This is a genomic window from Pseudomonas sp. TE3-3-F2023, from assembly GCF_036784815.1.
In the GTDB taxonomy this organism is placed as follows: domain Bacteria; phylum Pseudomonadota; class Gammaproteobacteria; order Pseudomonadales; family Pseudomonadaceae; genus Aquipseudomonas; species Aquipseudomonas pudica.
Map to the genome: position 1 here is coordinate 4,735,536 of NZ_CP145113.1, position 23,011 is coordinate 4,758,546.

18 protein-coding genes are annotated in these 23,011 nt (G+C 64.5%); 8 read left to right on the top strand and 10 right to left on the bottom strand.

The features are described from left to right. Nucleotides 1–73: 73 nt before the first annotated feature. Nucleotides 74–1,693, bottom strand: a complete 1,620-nt coding sequence (locus V3314_RS21830; protein ID WP_338459629.1) for a PvdJ/PvdD/PvdP-like protein — start codon at nucleotides 1,691–1,693, stop codon at nucleotides 74–76. A 345-nt stretch (nucleotides 1,694–2,038) separates the two neighbouring features. On the opposite strand from V3314_RS21830, the gene pvdM reads away from it, so the two are divergent. Then, nucleotides 2,039–3,385, top strand: coding sequence for a pyoverdine-tailoring dipeptidase-like protein PvdM (gene pvdM / locus V3314_RS21835; RefSeq protein ID WP_338459630.1), 1,347 nt, complete (start codon nucleotides 2,039–2,041; stop codon nucleotides 3,383–3,385). A 17-nt stretch (nucleotides 3,386–3,402) separates the two neighbouring features. Then, nucleotides 3,403–4,689 carry an aminotransferase class V-fold PLP-dependent enzyme gene (locus tag V3314_RS21840; protein WP_196188750.1) on the top strand — a complete coding sequence of 429 codons (1,287 nt, stop codon included), beginning with the start codon at nucleotides 3,403–3,405 and terminating at the stop codon, nucleotides 4,687–4,689. A gap of 128 nt (nucleotides 4,690–4,817) precedes the next feature. Here the strand turns inward: V3314_RS21840 and V3314_RS21845 are convergent, their stop codons facing one another. Then, a complete protein-coding gene (locus V3314_RS21845; protein WP_338459631.1) occupies nucleotides 4,818–5,786 on the bottom strand; it encodes an alpha/beta hydrolase in 969 nt (322 codons plus the stop codon). Nucleotides 5,787–5,928: 142 nt separating this feature from the next. Between V3314_RS21845 and V3314_RS21850 the strand changes: the two genes are divergently transcribed. Further along, nucleotides 5,929–7,050: a cupin-like domain-containing protein gene (locus V3314_RS21850; RefSeq protein ID WP_338459632.1), complete on the top strand. Its 1,122-nt coding sequence runs from the start codon at nucleotides 5,929–5,931 to the stop codon at nucleotides 7,048–7,050. Nucleotides 7,051–7,191: 141 nt separating this feature from the next. Here the strand turns inward: V3314_RS21850 and V3314_RS21855 are convergent, their stop codons facing one another. The 8 genes from V3314_RS21855 to V3314_RS21890 all read right to left on the bottom strand — a co-directional run bounded on the left by V3314_RS21855 (nucleotide 7,192) and on the right by V3314_RS21890 (nucleotide 17,095). Further along, on the bottom strand, nucleotides 7,192–8,583 hold the full coding sequence (locus V3314_RS21855; RefSeq protein WP_135002645.1) for an aspartate aminotransferase family protein: 1,392 nt from the start codon (nucleotides 8,581–8,583) through the stop codon (nucleotides 7,192–7,194). Nucleotides 8,584–8,801: 218 nt separating this feature from the next. After that, complete coding sequence (locus V3314_RS21860) at nucleotides 8,802–10,124, bottom strand: ATP-binding protein (protein ID WP_046615076.1); 1,323 nt, start codon at nucleotides 10,122–10,124, stop codon at nucleotides 8,802–8,804. Beyond that, nucleotides 10,121–10,804 (bottom strand): response regulator transcription factor, encoded by a 684-nt coding sequence (locus tag V3314_RS21865; RefSeq protein ID WP_046615075.1) that lies wholly within the window; start codon nucleotides 10,802–10,804, stop codon nucleotides 10,121–10,123. The genes V3314_RS21860 and V3314_RS21865 overlap by 4 nt, the downstream gene beginning before the upstream one ends. A 181-nt stretch (nucleotides 10,805–10,985) precedes the next feature. Beyond that, nucleotides 10,986–11,549, bottom strand: coding sequence for a nucleotidyltransferase family protein (locus V3314_RS21870; RefSeq protein WP_338459633.1), 564 nt, complete (start codon nucleotides 11,547–11,549; stop codon nucleotides 10,986–10,988). After that, nucleotides 11,546–12,517 (bottom strand): XdhC family protein, encoded by a 972-nt coding sequence (locus V3314_RS21875; protein WP_338459634.1) that lies wholly within the window; start codon nucleotides 12,515–12,517, stop codon nucleotides 11,546–11,548. The genes V3314_RS21870 and V3314_RS21875 overlap by 4 nt, the downstream gene beginning before the upstream one ends. A 3-nt stretch (nucleotides 12,518–12,520) precedes the next feature. After that, on the bottom strand, nucleotides 12,521–13,732 hold the full coding sequence (locus V3314_RS21880) for a cytochrome c (RefSeq protein ID WP_046615072.1): 1,212 nt from the start codon (nucleotides 13,730–13,732) through the stop codon (nucleotides 12,521–12,523). Between the two features lie 2 nt (nucleotides 13,733–13,734). Continuing rightward, nucleotides 13,735–14,271, bottom strand: coding sequence for a (2Fe-2S)-binding protein (locus V3314_RS21885; RefSeq protein ID WP_046615071.1), 537 nt, complete (start codon nucleotides 14,269–14,271; stop codon nucleotides 13,735–13,737). Continuing rightward, a complete protein-coding gene (locus V3314_RS21890) occupies nucleotides 14,264–17,095 on the bottom strand; it encodes a xanthine dehydrogenase family protein molybdopterin-binding subunit (protein WP_046615070.1) in 2,832 nt (943 codons plus the stop codon). Before V3314_RS21890 ends, V3314_RS21885 begins: the two co-directional genes overlap by 8 nt. 323 nt (nucleotides 17,096–17,418) lie before the next feature. Here V3314_RS21890 and dsbD point away from each other — a divergent pair, with 323 nt between their 5' ends. The 5 genes from dsbD to V3314_RS21915 all read left to right on the top strand — a co-directional run bounded on the left by dsbD (nucleotide 17,419) and on the right by V3314_RS21915 (nucleotide 22,927). After that, nucleotides 17,419–19,134, top strand: coding sequence for a protein-disulfide reductase DsbD (gene dsbD / locus V3314_RS21895; RefSeq protein ID WP_046615069.1), 1,716 nt, complete (start codon nucleotides 17,419–17,421; stop codon nucleotides 19,132–19,134). Next, on the top strand, nucleotides 19,134–19,970 hold the full coding sequence (locus V3314_RS21900) for a TlpA disulfide reductase family protein (RefSeq protein WP_338459635.1): 837 nt from the start codon (nucleotides 19,134–19,136) through the stop codon (nucleotides 19,968–19,970). The genes dsbD and V3314_RS21900 overlap by 1 nt, the downstream gene beginning before the upstream one ends. Before the next feature lies 1 nt (nucleotide 19,971). Continuing rightward, on the top strand, nucleotides 19,972–20,730 hold the full coding sequence (gene dsbG / locus V3314_RS21905) for a thiol:disulfide interchange protein DsbG (RefSeq protein ID WP_338459636.1): 759 nt from the start codon (nucleotides 19,972–19,974) through the stop codon (nucleotides 20,728–20,730). A 714-nt stretch (nucleotides 20,731–21,444) separates the two neighbouring features. Continuing rightward, nucleotides 21,445–22,197, top strand: coding sequence for a hypothetical protein (locus V3314_RS21910; protein WP_338459637.1), 753 nt, complete (start codon nucleotides 21,445–21,447; stop codon nucleotides 22,195–22,197). Between the two features lies 1 nt (nucleotide 22,198). Then, complete coding sequence (locus V3314_RS21915; RefSeq protein ID WP_338459638.1) at nucleotides 22,199–22,927, top strand: ATP-binding cassette domain-containing protein; 729 nt, start codon at nucleotides 22,199–22,201, stop codon at nucleotides 22,925–22,927. Nucleotides 22,928–23,011: the final 84 nt, after the last annotated feature.

Sequence of the window (23,011 nt, forward strand, 5' to 3'; positions counted from 1 at the left end):
TCCGGGGGCTGCTGCGCAGCCCATCGCGACACAAGGCCGCTCCTACAAAAAGGCGGCGCAAGCCTCGGGGGCTTCAACGCAAGCGCTGCGCCACCTTCAGGTTGCGCGCATACCACGGCCGCTGCGGTATCTTGGGCCGCAGCTTGTCGAGCAGGTCGTCATCGCTGTAGATGATGCGCAACGCCAGCTTCATGGTCTCCGGGTCCATCTCTACACTGCGCCCGGGCCGCAAACCCGGCACCGTCGAGCAGCCATGGGTATCCGGCCCCAACCACGGGTCGGCCACCTCCACCCAGCGCCCTGGCGCAAACCATGGCACGCCATTGACTTCCAGGCGCCGCACCTCGCCCGGATGCAGCCGCTCATGCGCGTGGAACCAGTCCTCGATGCGGTCGTCGATCCAACCATGAAAGTGCCAGAACACCGGGTTCACATGGGATGAAAACGGGTCGCCGAGAAAATCGTTCTGCTCGGCGAACCAGCGTTCGGCAAAATCATCCGGGGTGCGCGCCGTCGGCACCGGCATGCCGTTGGAGGGGTCGCGCGGCACCGATGCCCAGCGCATGTGCAGCCAGTCGTGCAGGCCCAGCTCCACTTCCGAACCGAACTGGCCCAGGGTCAAGGTGCTCAGGTACTCCGGGTCGGTGTAGCGTGACTCCCAGACCTGGAAGTTGCCATGGAAGGTATCCGGCGTCTTGATGTCGCGCACCCACTGGGTGTATTCCGCATCACCGCTGGCAAGCCAGGTGGGCGGCAGGGCATTGCCGTCATGGTTGTCGAAGTAGCGGGCGAATCCGGCCCGGTCGCGCTCCAGCTCCGGCTGCGGCAGCGGGAAGCGCGTCCATGACGGCAGGTCCTGCAAGGCACGGGCGTTACCAAGCATGTGCCGGTGCATGAAGAAAAAGTCCTCGCCCGAACCGTTGCGGTCCTTGTGCCGGCCCCGCGCATCACGCTCGCGGTCACGCGGCCCGGGCTGCCAGCCCAGACCACGCAGGGCGTCCTGCTTGTCCTTGCCCAGCTTGTGCCATTTGTCCCGCGACGAGTGCCACAGCTGGTGGAACAGACGATGCTCCGGGGCGGTCAGCCAGGCCAGCAGTTGCGGTTTCAGCGGGGTACGCTCGCGCGCCTCGGGGAAGGTACGCTTCAGGGCCAGGAACTGGTTGTCCTCCACGGGCAATGTCAGCGCGCGGTCCAGGCGTGCAATGCGCCCGTTGAGAGTCGCCGGCCCGGCGTTGCCGAACCGGCCCCAGACCTCGTCGAGCACGATATGGCATTCATAGCGGGCCTGGGCCGAAAACAGGCGCCAGCGCAGGGTACCCGGCTTGTCCGCCAACAGGTCGCCTATCACGCGGTAGCGTGGCTCCTCCCGCCCACGCAGGCGCTCGGGGGTATCCAGATAGCCGCGCAGGGCGCGCCCGTTGGTTGCCACATCCAGGAACAGCTCCAGTTCACCTGTTGGCAGGCTATCCAGCCCCGCATCCTTGCCCTGCAGGGTCCAGCGCCAGATGCCGCGCAGGGTATCGCCCAACTGCTGCAGGCGGGTATCGGCCAACTCGACGACGGCCTCGCCAGGGGTTTCCGGGAATTCCTCGGCGGCACGCTGGCGCTGCACATACAGCGCCCCCAGCGCACCGGGCACCACCACACCCGTCAATGCCACACTGGCGATGAAACCGCGTCGGGAAATCGTCATTGCATACCTGTGCATTCATTGCGGCCATGGAGCACGGCCCGTCCAAGGCTAGAACGTTGCACGGCAGGCGAAATTTAGCGGCTTGCCACCCCCGCCCTGAGGGCAACTCGGTCAATGTAGGAGCGGCCTTGTGTCGCGAAAGGGCCGCAAGGCGGCCCCGGCAATTTTGCAGGGGTGCGAAGATCCTGGGGGCGCTGCGCACCCCTATCGCGACACAAGGCCGCTCCTACAGGGCCCTGCGCCAGCGACCAGACAGCAGCTAAATTTGCCGGGTGCGAGCTCGTTCACTGCAAGTAGCGGCGGCCTCTGTGCCCATCCCTCGACGGTGAACCTACTGAGACAAAGATGACGACTCCACGCTGGAAGAAAGCCCTGTTTATCAGCCTGGCCGCGGCGGTTGCCGCTGGCGCCGGGTTTGCCGCCTGGCACTACTTCGCCACACCCGCCGGCTATTCCAGGGAGGTGACCCGCCAGGCCAACGACCTGCAGGAACGCATTCTCTCGTTCGACAGCCATGTCACCCTGCCGCTGACCTTCGGCACCGAAGGCAGCGAGGCCGACAAGGATGGCGGTGGCCGCTTCGACCTGGCCAAGGCCGCACGCGGGCGGTTATCTGGCGCGGCCCTGACCATCTTCGCCTGGCCAGAGTCCTGGACCGGTGACGGTGGACCGCACCGCCCTACCCCAGGCTTCGTCGAAGCGGCCCGCCACACCCAGGAGGTACGCTACAACGCCATCACCGCCATGGTCCGCGACTTCCCGCAGCAGGTGGGCATTGCCTATACCCCGCAAGACATGCGGCGCCTGCACGGCGAAGGCAAGTTCGCGGTGTTCCTCAGCATGCTCAACGCCTATGCGCTGGGCGATGACATCGACCAGCTCGACCGCTGGGCCGCGCGCGGGGTGCGCATGTTCGGCTTCAGCTACGTGGGCAACAACAGCTGGGCCGACTCTTCGCGCCCGCTGCCGTTCTTCAATGACACCGCCGATGCCCTGGACGGCCTGTCGCCGCTCGGCAAGCGCGCCGTGCAGCGGCTGAACGACCTGGGCGTGATCATCGATGTGTCGCAAATGTCCAGCAAGGCGCTGGCCCAGGCCGTTGCCCTCAGCCGCGCGCCGGTGGTGGCCTCGCACTCGGCGCCGCGGGCGATGGTCGACATCAGGCGCAACCTCTCCGACAAGGAGCTGCAGCTGATCAAGGACAGCGGCGGCGTGGTCCAGCTGGTGGCCTTCTCCACCTACCTCAAGCCCTTGAGCAGCAAGACCCAGGACAAACTCAACGCCCTGCGCGCCCACTACGACCTGCCGCCACTGGCAAACCTCGACTACGCACTGATGCCAGGTGACCCGGTGATCGCCGGCTGGCCCGAGCAGAAGGTCGGCCAGTACGCCAACGCGCTGTACGGCATTCTCGAGGAAGAGCCGCCAGCCACGCTCAAGGACTATGGCGACGCCATCGACTACACCGTGCGCAAGGTCGGCATCGACCATGTCGGCCTGAGTTCGGACTTCAACGAAGGCGGCGGCATCGACGGTTGGCAGAACGCCAGTGAAGCACGCAACGTCACCGCCGAACTGATCAGCCGCGGCTACTCCGAAGCGGATATCGCCAAGCTCTGGGGCGGCAATTTTCTGCGGGTGTGGGAGCAGGTGCAGCGCGCCGCGCAACCTGTGGCCACCCCATCCCCCTGACCGTTGCGAGCCATTTGATGAACGATCGTCGCACCTTTCTCAAGCAGGTCGGCCTGCTTGCGGCCGCCCTGCCCCTCACCGGCCCACTGCCGCCTGCCGCCCAAGCGGCGGCTGCGCAGCCAGCCACCGCCAGCGACTGGGCCGCGTTTCGCAACCTGTTCGAGCTGGACCCGGCGTACGCGCACTTTGCCAACTTCCTGATCACCTCGCACCCACGGCCCGTGCGAGAAGCCATCGAGGCGCTGCGTGCCCGCTTCGACCGCCACCCGGCCCGCATGGTCGACTGGGACAGCCAGTCGGAGTGGAAGCACGAAGCCGCCGTGCGTGAATGGGCGGCCCGCTACCTCGAAGTGACGCCCCGGCAAATCGCCCTGACCGGCAGCACCACCGAAGGCCTGGGGCTGATCTATGGCGGGCTGAAGATTGCCCCGGGGCAGGAAATTCTCACCACCGTGCACGAGCATTCGGCCGCCCGCCATACCATGGGCTTTCGCACCACGCGCGATGGCACACCGGTGCACCGGTTGCGCCTGTTCGAAGACCCCTCCAAGGTCAACAGCGACCAGGTACTGGCCACCATCGCGGCGGCCATCGGGCCGAAAACCCGGGTGCTGGGCATGACCTGGGTGCACTCGGGCAGTGGCGTGAAACTGCCCGTGGGCGAGATCGGCGCGCTGGTGCGCGAGGTCAATCGCCAGCGTGACGAGCAGGACCAGATCATCTATGTGATCGACGGTGTGCATGGCTTCGGCGTCGAAGACATGCGCTTTGCCGATCTCAACTGTGATTACTTCATCGCCGGCACGCACAAGTGGATGTTCGGGCCGCGGGGTACCGGGATCATCTGTGCGGCGTCCCCCGAGCTGAAGCAGCTGAACCCGACCATTGCCACGTTTTCCGAGAACGAGGACTTCGCCACGGTGATGACGCCCGGGGGCTACCACGCGTTCGAGCATCGCTGGGCATTGGGCAAGGCGTTCGAGCTGCACCTGCAGCTGGGCAAGGCGGCAGTGCAGGCGCGGATTCATGGGCTCAATGGCTATCTCAGGCAGCGGCTCGAGGCATTGCCAGGGATAGCGTTGGTGACACCGCGCAGTGCGCAATATTCGGCGGGGTTCACCTTCTTCCGGGTCACGGGGCAGGATGCTGACGAGGTGGCCCGATATCTCAATAGCCAGCGCATCGTGGTCGATGCGGTATCACGGGATGTCGGGCCGGTGGTGCGGACGGCGCCTGGGCTGTTGAATACCGAGGCGGAGATCGAGCGATTGGTCGATGTGTTGAAGAAGCACCTTCGCGGGTGAGGCCCTGGGGCCGCTGTGCGGCCCATCGCGACACAAGGCCGCTCCCACATGGTTCGGTGGGCGCAGTGCTTTTGTGGGAGCGGCCTTGTGTCGCGAAAGGGGCGCAACGCGCCCCCGGCGAGCTCAAGTCAGGACTGGCCGCCGACCCGCTTCAACCACTCCCCGACATCCCGGTAAATCCCCTCCACCTGCCCCACGATCCCCGACATGCGCAAGAAGTCATGGGTCAACCCCTCCACCCGCTCAAAGGTCACCGCCGTCCCGCCCGCCACCAGCCAGTCACGATAGGCCATGCCCTCATCATGCAACGGGTCATACTCGGCCACGGACAGGTAAGCCGGTGGCAAAGGCTGGCGCAGCGTCGACAGCAACGGCGACACCCGCCAGTCCAGGCGCTGCTCGCGCTGCGGTGCATAGTGCTGGTAGAACCACTCCAGCGTGGGCGTCTCCAGCAGGTAACCCTCGGCATGCTCGCGATGGGACTCACGCTGGCAGGAGATGTCGGTCACCGGGTAGAACAGCAACTGTGCCAGCGGCTTGAACGCCAGCGCCTCGGGCTGCTGCACCGACGTAATGGCCAGCACCGCCGCCAGGCTGGCGCCCACACTGTCCCCTGCCAGCACCACCCGGCGGTTGTCCAGGCCCAGCGACGCCGCCTGCTCAGCCAGCCAGTTGGCGGCGTCCAGCACATCGTGCAGGGCCTTCGGGAACTGCTGCTCCGGTGCCAGCCGGTAGTCCGCCGCCAGCACCGCAAACTCACCCAGGGCCGCCAGGCGACGGCACACCGAGTCATGCGAATCGAGGCTGCCGACCACATAGCCGCCACCATGCAGGTACAGGATCACCGGCTGCAAGGCAGCACCAGCATCGCCCTGACGGTACAGGCGAGCAGCCAGGCGAGCACCATCGCGCGCGGTTATCTGCAGCTCGCTGGCCGTGACGTTGCCGGGCGGGCTCGGGTCGAGTACCTGCGAGCTGCCTTCGAACTCGGCACGGGCCTGGGCCACGTCCATTGCGTGCATGGGCAGGCTCCTGCCCGTCAGCCGGCCAAATTCGACCAGTTCCAGAAATGCCGCCAGATCAGGATGCAGTGCCATGTGGGTTCCTTGGGTGAACAATGTGACTCGAGCCTCCCTACGGGACGTAGCAGCACGCCAAAAAATTAGCCGCCCACACGGCTAAATCGTTGGTGCAGGCACTCGTTATCCCTGCACAACGAAAGACCGCCAGAGGCATACCGTGGACCTTCAGAGCATCCTCAGCAAACTGTTCGCCAACGCCCATGCCGTCGGCATCGAAGGCGTTTTCCAGTTCGTTTTCAGCCAGGACCGGGCCTTCTGGTCGGAGGTGCGCGACAGCAGCCGCACCGGTGCCGGCCGGCACAGCGCTCCGGACGTCACCATCGAGGTGGCCGAGCGTGACTTCATGGGCATCATGGGCGGCACTGCCAACGTAGAAGAGCTGTTCGCCAGCGCCCGCCTGAAGATCAGTGGCAACATGGGCCTGGCCACCCTGCTACCACAGATCATCAGCAACGCCCGGCGCGGCGCACCGGCGACCAAGGTATCGATGAACCAACGTTACCCGACACCGGCACGCCTCAGCGAACGGGTATCGGCCGCACAACCGGTACAGCGCGAGGTAACACGCATTGCCCGCGCCGACATGCCGCTGGCGCGCTTCCAGGGCGAATACCTGGAGCACGGGACACCGGTGGTCATCAGCGATGCCCTGCAGGACTGGCCGCTGTTCAGCATGGGCCGCGAAGCCTCGCTGGAGCATTTTGCCGAACTGCAGGGCATCACCCGGCACGGCGACTACGTGAAGAAGACCTTTTCCACCGACCGCGACTTCCGTTCCACCTCCATGGCAGACTTCATCGCCTCGCTCGATGCCCCTGCCAAACCCGGCGAAACCCCGGCCTACATGGGCAACAACATCGTGCCGGAAAAGCTGCTGAAGCTGATTCGCTACCCGCAGTACTTCGCTCGCGAGAAGTTCATTGCGCCGCGTATCTGGATCGGCCCCAAGGGCACACTGACGCCGCTGCACCGCGACGACACCGATAACCTGTTCGCACAGGTATGGGGGCAGAAGTCGTTCATCCTTGCCGCACCGCACCATCGCCCGGCTCTGGGCACCTGGTCGACCAGCCCCAAGGGCGGCCTGGACGGCTGCGACTTCAACCCTGACGCCCCGGACTACCAGCGTTTCCCGACGGCGCGCGAAGTGCCTTTCCTGCGCGTGTTGCTGCAGGCAGGTGACCTGCTATTCCTGCCCGAAGGGTGGTTCCACCAGGTGGAGTCTGTGACCACGTCGCTGTCGGTGAACTTCTGGGTGAATTCCGGGCGCGGCTGGTAGCCGGGATTATCACGGGGCGCTTTGCGCCCCAATCGCCGGCAAGCCGGCTCCCACAGGTACAGTGCAAGCCTTCCGGTTGGCGCAGTCCCTGTGGGAGCCGGCTTGCCGGCGATTGAGCCGCGCAGCGGCCTCGGCAATCGATCAGACCGCCGCGATCAACGCCTCGGCAAAGCGCTGCGCGACCTCATCGATCTGCTCGCCACTGATGATCAACGGCGGCAGGAAGCGCACCACCGCCCCATGCCGCCCACCGAGTTCCAGAATCAGCCCGCGCTTGAGGCACTCGCGCTGCACCTTCGCCGCCAACTCTCGGTTGGCCGCCGGATGACCGAGCGCATCCCGCTGGCCTTGCGGGTCCACCAGCTCCACCCCGAGCATCAGCCCACGCCCGCGAACATCACCCAACTGCGGGTAATCCCGCTGCAACTGCTGCAGATGTTGGCGCAGGCACTGCCCCATGGCCTCGGCATGCTCGGCCAGGCGATGCTCGACCAGGTAGTCGATCACCGCCGAGCCCGCCGCCATGGCCATCTGGTTACCACGGAAAGTGCCGGCGTGGGCGCCCGGTTTCCAGGTGTCCAGCCAGTCGCGGTACACCACCACTGCCAGCGGCAGGCTGCCGCCAATGGCCTTGGACAGGGTGACCACGTCCGGGACGATGCCGGCATGTTCGAAGGCGAACATTCGCCCGGTGCGGGCGAACCCGCTCTGGATCTCATCGACGATCAACGCCACGCCGGCCTGCTCGGTGATACGGCGTACCCCCTTGAGCCACTCGATATCGGCCGGGATCACGCCGCCCTCGCCCTGCACCACCTCGAGGATCACCGCCGCCGGCAGCGGCACGCCGCTTTCCGGGTCGAGCAGCAGGGCTTCCAGGTAATGCAGGTTGGCCCTGACCCCGGCTTCACCGCCCAAGCCGAACGGGCAACGGTAGTCGTAGGGGTACGGCATGAACTGCACACCGTTGCCGAGCAAGGCCCCCAGCGGCTGCTTCGGCCCATGGCTGCCCATCAGGCTCAGCGCACCCTGGCTCATGCCATGGTAGGCGCCATGGAAGGCCAGCACGGTGCTGCGGCCGGTGGCGGTGCGTACAAGTTTCAGCGCTGCTTCCACCGCATCGGTGCCTGTCGGGCCGCAGAACTGGACCTTGGCTTCACGGCGCAACGCCTCGGGCAGCACGCCGAACAGGTCCTGGACGAAGCGGTCCTTGACTGGCGTGGTCAGGTCCAGGGTGTGCAACGGCAGCTCATCGGCCAGTACCCGCTGGATCGCCTCGACCACCACCGGGTGGTTGTGGCCCAGCGCCAGGGTGCCGGCGCCGGCCAGGCAGTCGATGAACTGGCGCCCTTCAACATCCTCCACATGGATGCCACGGGCGCGCTTGAGTGCCAGCGGGATGCGCCGCGGGTAGCTGCGGGCGTTGGACTCCTGTTGTTGCTGGCGTTGCAGCAAGGGTGAATCGGTGAACTCGTACAAGGCACGCGGCGCGCTGGCCGGCGGGACCTGGGCAAGGCAGGAAGCGGTGGACATGGGTGAATCCTCGCAAGCAAGCGAAAGTGCGGGTGTTCGTCGCTTGGAAAACGCTTGAGTGCGGGGAGGATTTAGCGGTTGTTACTCTATTTTACTCTGCCTGTGCCGGCACTTTCGCGGGCTTGCCCGCTCCCACAGGGATCGCATGCATCTCAGACCCTGTGCAGTACCTGTGGGAGCGGGCAAGCCCGCGAAAGGGCCGGCACAGACAGTGAAGATCAGCTGGCCGAGCGCGCCGGCACTTGCAACAACACCCGCAACCCATCACTGCGACTGTCGAACTTCAGGCTACCGGCACAACGCTGCACGATCGCCTGCACGATCGCCAGCCCCAACCCGCATCCACCACTCTGCCCGTTACGCCAGAAGCGCTCGGTCAGGTGCTCCAGGTCCGCCTCGGCAATCCCCGGCCCATGGTCCCGCACCATGAAGCCCACCTGGCCGTCAGCCATCTGCACCTCAAGCTCCACCGCCTCGTCGCCGCCATGGCGCAAGGCGTTGTCCAGCAGGTTGCGCAGCGCCGCAACCGCCAAGGGGGCCGGCATGCCCAGGTAGACCTGCGTAGCTGCTTCAGGCAAGCGCAGCACGATGCGCCGGTTGTCACCGCCGCCGGCATCCTGCACTGCCTGCCGGGCCACCTGCTCGGCGCTGCACTGCACGCCATCCTCGAACGACAGGCTGCCTTCCACCCGCGCCAGCATCAACAACTGCTCCAGTGTGCGGTGCATGCGGTCGGCCCCCTGCTCTGCATGTTCCAGCGCCTGCTCGCGCACGGTGCCATCGGTCATCCGCGCTACCTGCAAGTGGGTCTTGATCGCCGTCAGCGGACTGCGCAGTTCATGCGCGGCATCGTCGGTCAGGCGCCGCTCACGCTCGATGGTCTGGGCAATACGCAGGAACAGCTGGTTCTGGGTTTCCAGCAACGGTTGCAGTTCGCTGGGCATGCCCGCCACCTGCAGCGGCTCGACGCTGTCCGCGCGCCGGCGGCGCAGGGCATCGCGCATGCGGTTGAGAGGCTCCAGCCCCTTGCCCAGGCCGATCCACAACAACCCCAGGCTGCCAAGCAGGGCCATCAGCACCGGCGCCGAGGCCGCCAGCAGGATCGACTGGTTCAGCGCCTCGCGCTCCATGTGCCGGTCAGCGGTGGTGATACGCACATCGCCATGGTTGTAGGTGAAGGTGCGCCACAGTGCGTCGTCGATGGTCTGGTCACGGAAACCGCTGCGTTCATCGTCCATGACGCCATCGTGCTTGTGGTTGCTGGCGAGAATCTCGCCACGCAGCGAGCTGACCTGGCAGGCCATGCCGTCCGGCACGCTGAACTGGTCGGCGGAAAAGTGCGCTTCCCCGCCCTTGGCGGTCAGCGGCTGCGGCAACTGGTCGATCAGCCCGGCGACCATGCGTGCCGAAGCCACCAGCCGCTGGTCGAGGGAAAACATCATCTGCTGGCGCAGGTCGCGCAGCATCCACGCGGCGGCCAGCGCCCAGATGATCACGAAGGCGCTGCCCAGGATCAGGCTCAGGCGTACCCGCAGGCTCATGACGCCGCCTCCTCCGGCGCTTGCGCCGGGCCCAGCCGGTAGCCCAGGCCGCGCACGGTCTCGACGATGCCGTTGCCCAGCTTGCGCCGAAGGTGGTGAATATGCACGTTCAGGGCATTGCTTTCGACTTCGTCGCTGAAGCCGTACACGCAATCTTTGAGCTGCTCGCTGGACAGCACCCGCCCGGGGTTCTGCAGCAACGCCTGGAGCAACGCCTGTTCACGCCGGGACAGGTCGACCGGCTGGCCGGCCAGGGTTGCCTCGCAGCTGCTCGGGTCATAGCGCAGCGGGCCATGTTCGATCACATTCACCGCCCGCCCGGCCACCCGCCGCAGCAGGGTGTGCAGGCGAGCAGCCAGCTCGCGCAGGTCGAACGGCTTGAGCAGGTAATCGTCGGCACCGGCCTGCAGGCCATCGACCCGGTCGGTGACCGCATCACGGGCGGTGAGCACCAGCACTGGCAGCGTCTCGCCTTTCTCGCGCAGGCGACGCAACAGCTTCAGTCCGTCTTCGTCTGGCAGGCCAAGGTCGAGGATCATCACGTCGAACTGCGCGGCCTGCAGCATCGCCCGTGCATCGGCGGCGTTGCTCACACGGTCCACGGTCAGGCCCTGGGCGGTAAGGCCGGCGCAAATGCCGGCGGCGATCAGGTCGTCGTCCTCGCAGAGCAGAACGTGCATGGTGGGGCTCCCGGAATGGTGTGGCTGGCATTGCACCTTGGGCAGATTAAGGGGGGATTATGGACCTTTTGTTGGGTGGAGGGTTGTTCACCTTGCACCTTGCAGCGCCCGCGAAATGGAGCGCCGCCCGCGCGGCGCTCGATCTGATAGGCGCTGAAGATGTTCTGGCGAACACCAGTGCCTAAATCAATCCCTGCGGCGTATCTACATCCAGCAACACCCCAGCATCCTCCACGTCAACCACCACGCAACGATCCCGATGCGCTTGCACCACCGACCGAGCTCCTTCATCCCCGGCAAGCTGCCCCAGCGCCGGCCAGAAGTCGCGCCCGAAAATCACCGGGTGCCCCTGCTGCCCCGCATGGTGCGGCAACACGATGGTCGAGGCACTGGCCGCCTCGGCCAACCGACGCAAGGTTGCCGATTCGATCCAAGGCATATCACCCAGCAAGATCGCCACCGCCTGCGCCTGGCTGTTACCCAACGACCTGGCCCCGGCAGCCAGGCTATGCCCCATCCCCGACGCCGCATCCGGGCTGGCGACAATCGGGCAATCGGCAGGCAAGGCAAAATCCTCGCTCCGTTCGCCCGCGCGCACCACCACCCGCACATCATCGAACACCGCTTGGGCCCGTTCCACGCTATGTACCAGCAGGCTGCGACCATCAGCCAAGGTCGCCCGGCGCTTGTCTGAACCAAAACGCATGCCGCGGCCTGCCGCCAATACCAGCGCAACCACGCTCACAGCGCCCCCCGCTCGATGCCGTTGCGCACCCGCAGGATGTCGGCCAGCACCGCCAAAGCGATCTCGGCCGGGGTCTTGCTGCCCAGGTTGAGGCCGATCGGGGCGTGGATGCGACTCAGTTCGACCTCGCCCAGGCCACCGATCCGCCGCAGGCGTTCACGGCGCTTGTCGGAGGTCGCCCGGGAGCCCATCACACCGATATAGAACGCCTCGGTGCGCACCGCTTCGAGCATCGCCAGGTCATCGATCTTCGGGTCGTGGGTCAGCGCCACCACCGCAGTGTCGGCATGGCAACCACCATGGGCGATGAACTCCGATGGCAGCTCGCGGCGCACCTCGATGCCATCCAGCCGCACGCCGTCGAGCACTTCGTCACGCGGCTCGCAGAGGATGACTTCGAAGCCCATGCCCTTGCCGAACTCGGCACAGAAATGCGCGACGCTGGAGTACCCGGCCAGCAGCAGACGCTGGGCGGCCCCCACTCGCAAGCGTACACGGGCACTTTCACGCTCCACACGCGGCCCCTGGCTGTGGTCATCGGCAAGCAGGCGCCTGCCCTCGGGCAGGCTCACTTCACGCAGCACGCGGCGCTGGCCCTGCAATGCGCTTTCCAGCTCACGCAGGTGCGCCTGCACCTCGCATTCGGCCGACAGGTTCTCCACCAGCACCTCCAGCACGCCGCCACAGGGCAGGCGGATGCTCGAACGTGAGTCGCTGCCATCGCCATAACGCACGATGGCCACTGGCTCGGGAAACTCCCCCCGGCCCACGCGCTCGAGAAAGTCGTCTTCGACGCAGCCACCGGACAGTGAACCCAGCCACTGCCCGCTGGCGTTCACCGCCAGCAGCGAGCCCGGCGCACGGGGCGCCGAGCCATAGGTGGCAAGCACCGTGCACAACCACACCCGCTGGCCGCCGCACGACCACTGCAACGCCTGGCGGACCACCTGTAGATCGAGATGCTGCACCCTTTACTCCGCCTTCAGCTCTGCGAGCTGCTGTACGCTCAGGTCACCGGGCAATCCACCCCAGGCCTGGCGCAGGTAGTTGACCATATCCGTCACCTGCTGGTCATCGAGCTTGTCTGCAAAGCCCGGCATCGGCTGCATGCGCTCGAAGCCGGTGAACTGCTGTTCACGGATGCCTTCGAGGATCACCTTGACCAGGTTGCGCGAGTCGGCCTGGCGCAGCACCGTGTTGCCGCGCATGGCCACGGCGATGTGCGGCTTGCCCTCGCCGTCCACTCCATGGCAGCCGGCGCAGACATTCAGGTACTGCTGGCGGCCACGCCTGGCGCTGTCACTCATCTGCTCCAGCGCCACCGCCTGGATGGCCTTGGCCGGCGGTGGCTGGTCGCCCAGCAGGTAGGTGGCCATGGCCGCCAGGTCGGCATCTTCCAGATGTTGGGTGCTGTGGTGCACCACCGGGAACATTTCGTTGAACATGCTGCCCTGGGCGCTGATGCCGTGCTTGAGGAAGGTGGTCAGGTCCGGCTGGGTCCAGCCGCGATCGGCCAGGTCCTGGGCCAGCAGGCTCGGGGCCAGGTAGCCCCCCAGCAGGCCACCGCTCAGACGCTGGTCCTGCTGCAACGCACCGATCGGGTTGCGCGGGGTATGGCACTCGCCGCAATGGCCCATGACTTCGACCATGTACTGCCCACGCTGCCAGGCCGTGCTTTTGCCTTCGGTCGGTTGCAACTGCACGCTCTTGCCGTAGAGCATGTTCCAGCCGCTAAGTCCCTGGCGCACGTTGAAAGGAAAGCGCAACGCAGTCTGCGGTGCCGGGCGGTTGATTGGCGGCACGGTCATCAGGTAAGCGAGGATCGCGTCCGAATCTTCACGCTTGATCAGGTGGTACGAGGTGTACGGCATCGCCGGGTAGAGGTTGGCACCGTCCTTGCGCTTGCCCTCGGTTACCGCGGCGAAGAATTCGTCGGCGCTGTAGTTGCCGATGCCGTACTGCTTGTCCGGGGTGATGTTGCTGCCGTAAATGGTGCCGAACGGCGAATGGATCGGCAGGCCGCCGGCGTACGGCGCGCCGCCTTCGGCGGTGTGGCAGGCCATGCAGTCGGCCGCACGGGCCAGGTATTCACCGCGCTTGACCTGCGCCTGGTCGGCCGCCTGGGCAAGCGAGGTAAAGGCAAGGCCGAGAGCCAGCGCCAGTGCGCTACGAACAAGACCCATGCTCAACCCTCCTTGACCAGGCCGAGGTCGTTGAGCACCGTGCGGGTGGCGTCGTAGTAACGCACGTAGCCGGTGCAACGGCAGATGTGGTGGCCCAGGCTCGCCTCGATGCGGTCTTCCACCTCGCTCTTCTTCAGCGGCTGGCGCTGGGCGGTTTCCACCAGCACCGTGGCGGCATTGACGAAGCCCGGCGCGCAGTAGCTGCACTGGAAGGCGAACAGGTCGACGAACTTCTGCTGGATCGGGTTCAGCGTGAGGTTGCCGGCCTCGTCCTGTTTGGCATGGCCCTCGATGGTGCGGACCTTCTTGCCCTCGAAGTAATGCGCGCCGGTAATGCAGGTACGCACCTCCTCGCAGGTGCCGTCGGGGTTGTCGACGATCACCACGCAGGCGTGGCAGATGCCCTGGCCGCAGCCCAGGCGCGAGCCGGTGAGGTTCTGGTGTTCGTGCAGGTAGTCGATCATCGCCAGGTCGTCAGGGACCTCGACCGGGCCGACCGGTTGACCGTTGAGGGTCAGTTGCAGTGGACGGTTAGCCATTGAGGGCCTCCTTGATACGGGCTGGGGTGATGGGGAGATCGCGAACGCGCTTGCCGATGGCATGCGCGACGGCATTGCCGATGGCACCGACGACCGGGATCATCACCACCTCGGCAATACCCTTGGACGGGTCGGTCGGTGACAGCGGCGGGAGTATTTCGCTGGTCTGCTGCCACACCGCCACGTCGCGTGCATGCGGCAGGCGGTAGCGGTTGAAGTTCCAGTCGCCCTCCCCTGGCCCGCCCTCGTACAACGGCATTTCTTCGGTCAAGGCATGGCCGATGCCCATGGCGATACCGCCCTCGAGCTGGCCCTTGACCAGTTCCGGCACCAGCACCCGGCCGCACTCGACCCAGCTGTGGTGGTTGAGTACCTGCACTTCGTGAGTGCCCTTGTTCACCTTGACTTCGACAATGGTCGCCACCGGGCTGTAGTAGGTGACCATGGCGTTGTTCAGCTGGGTGTCGGGGTAGGCGGCGTTCTGCCGGTCGAGCAGGTGGTAGCCGTGGCTGCTCATCTGCGCCTTCTTGGCATTCACCGCGCCATCGCCGTACTTCACTGCCACCGCGTCGAGCGGGAAGCGTTCGCGCACGCCGTCGATCACGAAGTCGGCTTCGGCCCAGCTCCAGCGGTTGAAACCGTGCACGCTGACGCCGGTTACCAGCCCCATTTCGTGGGCCTTCTGGGCCAGCTGGGCGAACGGGATCGGTGACAGGCCGTTGCCGGTCAGCTCGCCGTTGACCCATACCGCATTCTCGCGGCGCACCACCAGCGGGTTGGCCTGGCCGCCGTACGGGCCCTGGCTCCAGATGGCCATGGCCGCCGGCCACAGACCGTGATTGAACAGCACGCGCGCCGCTTCGCGGGTGGCATGGCTGAAGTAGAAGGCCGAGTTGGTCGCCGACGACGGCGAAGCGAGCTTGCCGACCCAACGCGGGTTGCGCAGCGCGGCGTCCTGCTCGGGCTGGCTGATCAGGTACGGGTTGCCGCTGGTGGTCAGCTGCAGCTCCGGCCATTCGGTGACCGCGGTCTTGACCTCGTCGGCCGAGCGGCCGAGGAAATCGCTGACCACCAAGGCTTGGGAGGTGGACATGCCAGTCCCCAGTTCGGTGCCGATGTGGCGCAGGCTGATTCGCCCGTCGCGGCTGAACTCGATGCTGGCCATGGGTGCTTCGGAGCCGGTGCCGAAGTCTTTCTGGCAGATGGCAAAGCCCACGCCATACCAGTGGTCCGGGTCCTTGGCATCCATCTGCTGCTTGCGCGCGTCGCGGTTGCGCCACCAGTCGTGCACGGCGGCCTTGTCGAGAATCTCGTAAAGGCGCAGGGCGCCGGCCGGGACCGCGCCCTGGGTGTTCTTCATGCCCGACTTCAGCGCGTTGGCGCGGCGCAGGTCGATGGCATCGACGCCCAGGCGACCGGCGATCTCATCCACCATCATTTCGGTGGCGGCCATGGTCTGCAGGGTGCCGTAGCCGCGCATGGAGCCGGCCTCGACGCCACGGGAGTGATAGGCAGTGACCGACAGGTCGTTCTGCGGCATGTAGTAGATCGACTGCGCCGCCGTGGCGCCGACCGCCGCCACCGAGGGGCTGTAGTTGATACGCCCGCCGCCGTCGCAAGTCATGTCGGCGCGGAAGATCTTGAAGCTGTTGTCCTTCTTGTCCACCGCCAACTGGTAGCGGATATCGAATGCGTGGCGCTTGATGCCACTCTGGAATTGCTCGTAGCGGTCGTTGGCCAGGCGGATCGGCACACCAGCGCCATACAACGCGGCCACGGCGGCGTAGAAGACGAAGATGTTGTTGTCTTTCGAGCCGTAGCCCACGGTATAGCCCGGATGCATGTTCAGGGTGTTCAGGGCGAAGCGCGACGGCTTGATCATGTGCACGCATTCCTGCGCCACTTCGAACGGACACTGGGTCGCGACCACGAAGTGCAGCGTGCCGCTAGCCGGGTCGTACCAGCCGTTGCCGTTGTCCGGCTCCAGTGCGGCCGGCTCGATGGACGGCGTCTTGTAGCGCTCGTCGAACACCAGCCAGTCCTCGGGTGGATTGTCCAGCTGCTCGGCCATGCGCCTGGCATGGAAAAGGCCCTGCTCGGTCAGGTCGCCATGCTGGTTGGGCTGCTTCGACCACACCGGCTTGCGGTTGAGGATGGTGGGGAACAGCATGGAATTCTTCAGGCTGGAAAATTCATCGTCGTCGAACGGCGTGGCACCGCCCACGCGCACGAAGCGGAAGCTCCCGTAAGGGTCGCGCTGGTACAGCGGCGCCTGGGCGCCATAGCGGATCGCCTGGTCGTTGAACTGCAGCTTGCGCTTGGCCTGGCGGAAACGCTCGAAGTCGTGCCAGATCAGGATCGCCACCGGGTGGCCGATGAACATCGGCACCTTGCCGGGCGGCAGCAGCGGGTCGGGCGAGTGGGCCTCGGGCCAGGCGATGCCGTCCTTTTCCAGGTCGGCAGCGGTGACGATGCGGTCCGGCTGCAGGTCGGCGCCTAGCAGGCTTAGGTCATGACCGGCATAGATACGGTCGGCCTTGGTCGCCTTGAGCAGCAGCGCATGGCCCTGCTGCGCGGGCCAGCCAGGCATGTCCTTGGCACGGATGTCGCGGGCGAACACCTTGTCGCCACAGACCTTGGACAGGGCGTCGTTACGGAAACGTGCCTTGCCATCATGGTTCATCCACTTCTGCGGCGAGGTGGTGACGCGTTCTTCCATCAGCGCGGCGAACGCCTGGCTGCCGAGCGGCGCCATGGTCACGCCGACACCAGCGATCAGGCCGCCTTGCAAGAAGGCGCGCCGGGAAATATCACGGTTGGACATGCTTGATCCTCTGGACAGCTGGGGGTCTGCCCTTTTTTTGATTCTGGTACCAGCCTGAAAAGCTGACCCGCACGTCAACTTTACAGCAATTGTGTTGGCGCAGGCAAAGTCAAGTCGACAATATGTCGCGACATGTCTGGGATCTGGGGGGGAATTTGCTCTGGGGCTGGTAGGTGGTTGTCTTGGGATCTCCAAGGCGCAAACAATCCCACGGCATGCACCTCCAAGCCCTGATGCGCCCCCTGACCAAAAACCAGAGTTAACCTTGGGTTAATCGACCCAAGCCAGCATGACCCCTTTCAACGTACTGCCAAGGCAAAGACATGCGCGTCCTCCTGCTCTTACTGACTCTGCTGCTGGCCGGCCCGTTGCAGGCCAACCCGTTCGATGTCAAACCGGACTTCCTGCCGGTCAACCAGGCCTTCGTGCTTACCCACGACCGCCAGGCCGACGGCCAAATGCGCCTGTTCTTCCAGATCCAGCCTGGCTACTACCTGTATCAGAAGCGCCTGAAGTTCGACGGCCTGCCTGCCGAGCAGCACCCGCAACTGCCAGCCGCCCTCAACCATCACGACGAGTTCTTCGGCGACAGCGCGGTGTACCGCGACCAGCTCGAACTGCTGCTCCCGGCCGGTGCCCAGGGTCAGTTGCGCCTGGGCTGGCAGGGCTGTGCCGATGCGGGCCTGTGCTACCCGCCGCAAACCACGCTGATCGACCTGGGCGGCAGTGGGGCCCCGGCGGCCGAACAAGCCAGTGACCAGGCCCTGGCCAGCGACCTGCAACAAGGCCACCTGGCCTGGAGCCTGCTGGCGTTCTTCGGCCTGGGCCTGTTGCTGGCCTTTACCCCCTGCTCCCTGCCGATGCTGCCGATCCTCGCCGGGCTGGTACTGGGCAATGGCGCCAGCGCCAGGCGCGGCTGGATCCTGGCCGGGGTCTATGTACTGAGCATGGCCTTGGTGTATGCCGCCCTGGGGGTGGTCGCCGCGCTGCTGGGTGCCAGCCTGCAGGCCTGGCTGCAACAACCCTGGCTGCTAGGCAGCCTGGCGGGGCTGTTCGTGCTGCTGGCCCTGCCGATGTTCGGCGCCTTCGAACTGCAACTGCCCGCCGCCGTGCGTGACCGCCTCGACCGCGCCGGGCAAGGTACCCGTGGCGGCAACCTGTATGGCGCGGCGCTACTTGGCGCGCTGTCCGGCCTGCTGATGGGCCCATGCATGACCGCACCGTTGGCCGGCGCGCTGCTGTACATCGCCCAGAGCGGCGATGTGCTGCAAGGGGCGCTGGTGCTGTTCAGCCTCGGCCTGGGCATGGGCGTGCCGCTGCTGTTGCTGGTTACCCTCGGCAACCGCTACCTGCCCCGCCCGGGCGCCTGGATGAACCGGGTCAAGGGCGTGTTCGGTTTCGTGTTCCTGGGCATGGCGCTTTACACCTTGCGCAGCCTGCTGCCCGCAGCATTGCTGCTGGCCCTGAGCGGCGCCTTGCTGATCGCCCTGGCCTGGGCTGCCTGGCCGGCCCTGCAGCGGTTGCCGGCACTGCGAGCCTTGCCGCTGCTGGGTGCCCTGTGGGGCGGCCTGCTGCTGGTGGGAGCGGCGGCCGGTGGCGACGACCTCTGGCAGCCACTGCGCCCGTTCGCCGGTGGCGGCGCCACGCAGGCCAGCGGCCAGCACACCGAGGACGCCTTCGTCACCGTCAGCCGCCCCGAAGACCTGCAACGCGAACTGGATGCGGCCAAGGCCCGTGGCCAGTGGGTGATGCTCGACTACTATGCCGACTGGTGCGTGTCGTGCAAGGTCATGGAAAAACAGGTGTTCGCCCGCAGCGACGTGCAGGCCGGCCTGGCCGGTGTGCACCTGCTGCGCCTGGACGTTACCGCCGACACCCCGGCCAGCCAGGCCCTGCTCCAGCGCTACCAGGTACCCGGCCCGCCCAGCATCATCTGGGTCGGCCCGGAAGGCGACGAACGCCGCGCGCGGCGCATCACCGGTGAGGTAGATGCAGCCGCCTTCCTGCAACACTGGACCCAGACCAGGAGCCAAGGCTGATGCTGACCGTAACCCTCGGGCCACTGACCATGGCCCTCAACCACCTGCTGATGCTCACTGCCCTGGTGATCGCCAGCATGGTCGGCTGGTGGGTCGCCCGGCGTGGCGGCGAGAGCCCGGAATCGGCACTGTTCAACCTGTTCCTGATCGGTTTGCTGTGCGCACGCGCCGGCTTCGTGCTGGCCTACTGGCCGATGTACCAGGACGACCCGCTGCAGACCATCGATATCCGGGATGGCGGCTTCCTGTTCTGGTCGGGCCTCGCCGGCATCGTGCTCGGCGCCCTGTGGCAGGGCTGGCGCCATCCGGGCCTGCGCCGCCCGCTGGGCTGGGCGCTGTTCAGCGGCGCGCTGTTCTGGGGCCTGGCCAGCCTCGGTGGCCACCTGTACAGCAAGGGCACCGAACTGCCCGAGCTGAGCCTGCGCAAGGCCAACGGCCAATCCGTAGCGTTGCACAGCTACCGCGGCAAACCGCTGGTCATCAACATCTGGGCCACCTGGTGCCCACCCTGCCGACGCGAAATGCCGGTGCTGCAACAGGCGCAAAGCGCTTACCCGCACGTGACCTTCCTGTTCGTCAACCAGGGCGAGACCCCGGAAAATGTCAGCACCTTTCTCGCCACCACCGGCTTGAGCCTGACCCACGTGCTGTTCGATGGCACCGGTCTGCTGGCCCAGCGCGTCGGCTCCATGGCCCTGCCCACCACTTTGTTCTTCGACGCCGACGGGCGCCTGGTCGGCAGCCATCTGGGCGAGCTTTCCCGGGCCAGCCTGCGCCACGCCCTGGAGCCTTTCGACCGGGCCACCGCGCCCGCCCCTGCCGCACAAGGAAACTGACATGCGACTGACTGCACTGCTGCCCCTGTCCCTGGCCCTGCTGGCTGCCCCCACCCTGCAAGCCGAAGAGCTGCCCAAGGCGATTGCGCAACTGCAAGCCAAGGGCGCCGTGATCAAAGGCAGCTTCGACGCCCCCAACGGCCTGCGCGGGTATGCCGCCGAGTACCAGAATAACGGCCTGGCCCTGTACCTCACCCCTGACGGCAAGCATGTACTGGTAGGCAGCCTGTTCGACGAACAGGGCAACGACCTCAGTGCCGAGCCGCTGAAAAAGCTGGTGTATGCGCCGATGAGCAAGGAAATATGGGCGAAGATGGAAAAAACCTCCTGGATCGCCGACGGCAAGGACGATGCGCCGCGCAAGGTGTACCTGTTCAGCGACCCCAACTGCCCGTACTGCAACATGTTCTGGAAGCAGGCGCGGCCGTGGGTCGAGTCGGGCAAGGTGCAGTTGCGCCATATCATGGTCGGTATCATCCGCGAGGACAGCCCGGGCAAGTCGGCGGCGCTGCTGGCGGCGAAAGACCCGGCCAAGGCACTGCACGAGCATGAAAAAGCGGGCAAGGCCAGCAAGTTGAAAGCACTGGAGCAGGTACCGGAGGCGGTGCAGCAAAAGCTGGCGGCGAACATGGCGCTGATGGAAGAAATGGGCTTGCAGGCGACCCCGGCGATCTTCTATCAGGATGACCAGGGCAACCTGCAGAGCCAGCAAGGCGCGCCGCGGCCGGAGTTGCTTGGGAAGATTCTCGGCAAGCGCTGATGTGAAATCGCCGGGGCTGCCTTGCAGCCCATTCGCAGCACAAGGCTGTGGCGGCCCTGTGGGAGCGGGCAAGCCCGCGAAGAACTCAATGCGGTTTATGGCACCGGCTGCGCCGGTGTTCGCGGGCATGCCCGCTCCCACAGGTACAGCGCCAAACCTAGAGAACAACGCCGTAGCTGTAGGAGCGGCCTTGTGTCGCGAAAGGGCCGCATAGCGGCCCCCAAATTGCTGCATAAAAGCTGAAATTGCTGGGGCTGCTGTGCAGCCCTTTCGCGACACAAGGCCGCCCCTACAAGGGGCGATGCAGAACTCACTTGCTCTGGTCACAATCCCTCCAGCTCGTCCTTGAGCACATCGACCCAGATGCCAGCTAATGGCCAACTTTACATTTGGCAACACTAAGTTATACCACCCAAGGCGACAAACACTTTTCCGAACCGATCATCGGGAAACAACGGCCGACAATAAAACATATAACAATCCCACAACAACTTCAGATCCGCCCTACAAAAGACAGAAGTCTTCTTCACTCCCATGATCAGTGAACAGATTGCGATCAGACATACCCCTCAGATAGATCCCACAATACCAACTGCAATTCAAACAACTAGATTACACCCCCTCCAATACATCGCCCCATCAAACTTGACGTACATGCAGCGTGAATATAAAACCTTACCCCCTGCATTCGCGAAGACACTAAAGGCGAGAAAAATGAACAAAAAGCCACACCCCAAAACGCGAACAAAACAGCTCCTCATGATCACCAAGGTGTTGATCTTGGAACACCTGCGAGAACCCACTGCATTGCTGTGGACCGCGGCGGCGCCTTGCTTGATGTTCATACTACTGAGGCAAAGCCGTTCCCTTGCAGCGCCACCAGACTCTCTCTATATATCATCTGCTGCGTGGTTCTACGCCTACATCGCTGCAAACGTTGCCTTCTTCGGCCTCGGCTTTTATCTAATCGGACGACGAGAAAGTGGCTTCGTCCGATCATTCATTTACCAACGCGAGGCAATTGCACTTTTCCTCACATCGCATGCCGTCAGCTACACGTTGGTCAGCGTCGTGTACTCTAGCTTTTTCTACTTCATCTCCAAGCCTCTATACGGATCCTACTCGCTGTCAGAACTCCTGTACCTTACAGCCGCGTTTTATACGAGTTACCTGATATTTGCCTGCATCGGCTTGGCAATCGCAGCGATGCCCATCAAGTTCAGCACAGCCGGGACGCTATTTTCGCTACTTTCATTCCTGATGTTACTTTCTGGTTATTTGGGTACCACACAAGACGAACTGACCCACTGGTCAACGTTGATCAACCCCTTGCACCTGAGTACAAGAATAATTACCGGAGAGTTACCACTTGCCATTAGTTTTCTGACAGCTTTTGCCATTTCAACAGCGGGACTCTATGCAACAGGAAAGCTGTTCAGAATCCACCCCATATGGAGCCGCTATTAAAATGTACCTTCTCACCATCAAAAACCTGGACTTCTCATACAACATCAGCCCTCTACTACAGAACATCACGCTACAGTTGAAAAAAGGAGAAGCCGTAGGCGTACTGGGTAGTAACGGAGCAGGAAAAACCACACTTTTCGACCTGATCTGCAACATCAGAAAACCAAGCAACGGCACAATCATAAATTCATCCAGACAGCAGGCTTATCTGACTCAAGTGCTGACACCACCGCCCTTGCTCAGGATGAGCGAAGTCTACCAACTGATTACACATTTAAACTCCAGATCAGCACCGGATCACTGCGAGGTGCTTTCACGCCTCTCTGAATGGTCACCTTCCCTGTCGAAACGGTATGCTGAAATCTACAAGAAAAAGGCATCTACCTGCAGCTATGGCGAAGTCCGGAGCTTTGTCACACTGACGCTACTGCTCATGGGCAGCGACCTGATCATCCTCGACGAGCCTACTGCGGGGGTAGACCCAGAATTCAGGCACCACATTTGGCTAGGTATAAAGAACGCCTGCAAAAACGGGGCTAGTGTTTTGATTTCATCTCACTATACCGAGGAAATTGCCACAAACTGCCATCGTTTCTACATGCTCGCTCATCAATACCTCGAGCCATTTGAAAATGCTCATGAGTTTCTCGCTCGCTACCATGCAAACTCTTATGATGAAGCATTCATCAATGCGTCGATGTCGCAGGAAAAAATCGGGGCCGCATCATGATGACGAAGAACCATGGGAAAGGGGCGATATGGCACCGGCTGTGCCGCTATTCGCGGGCATGCCCGCTCCCACAGGTACTGCGCC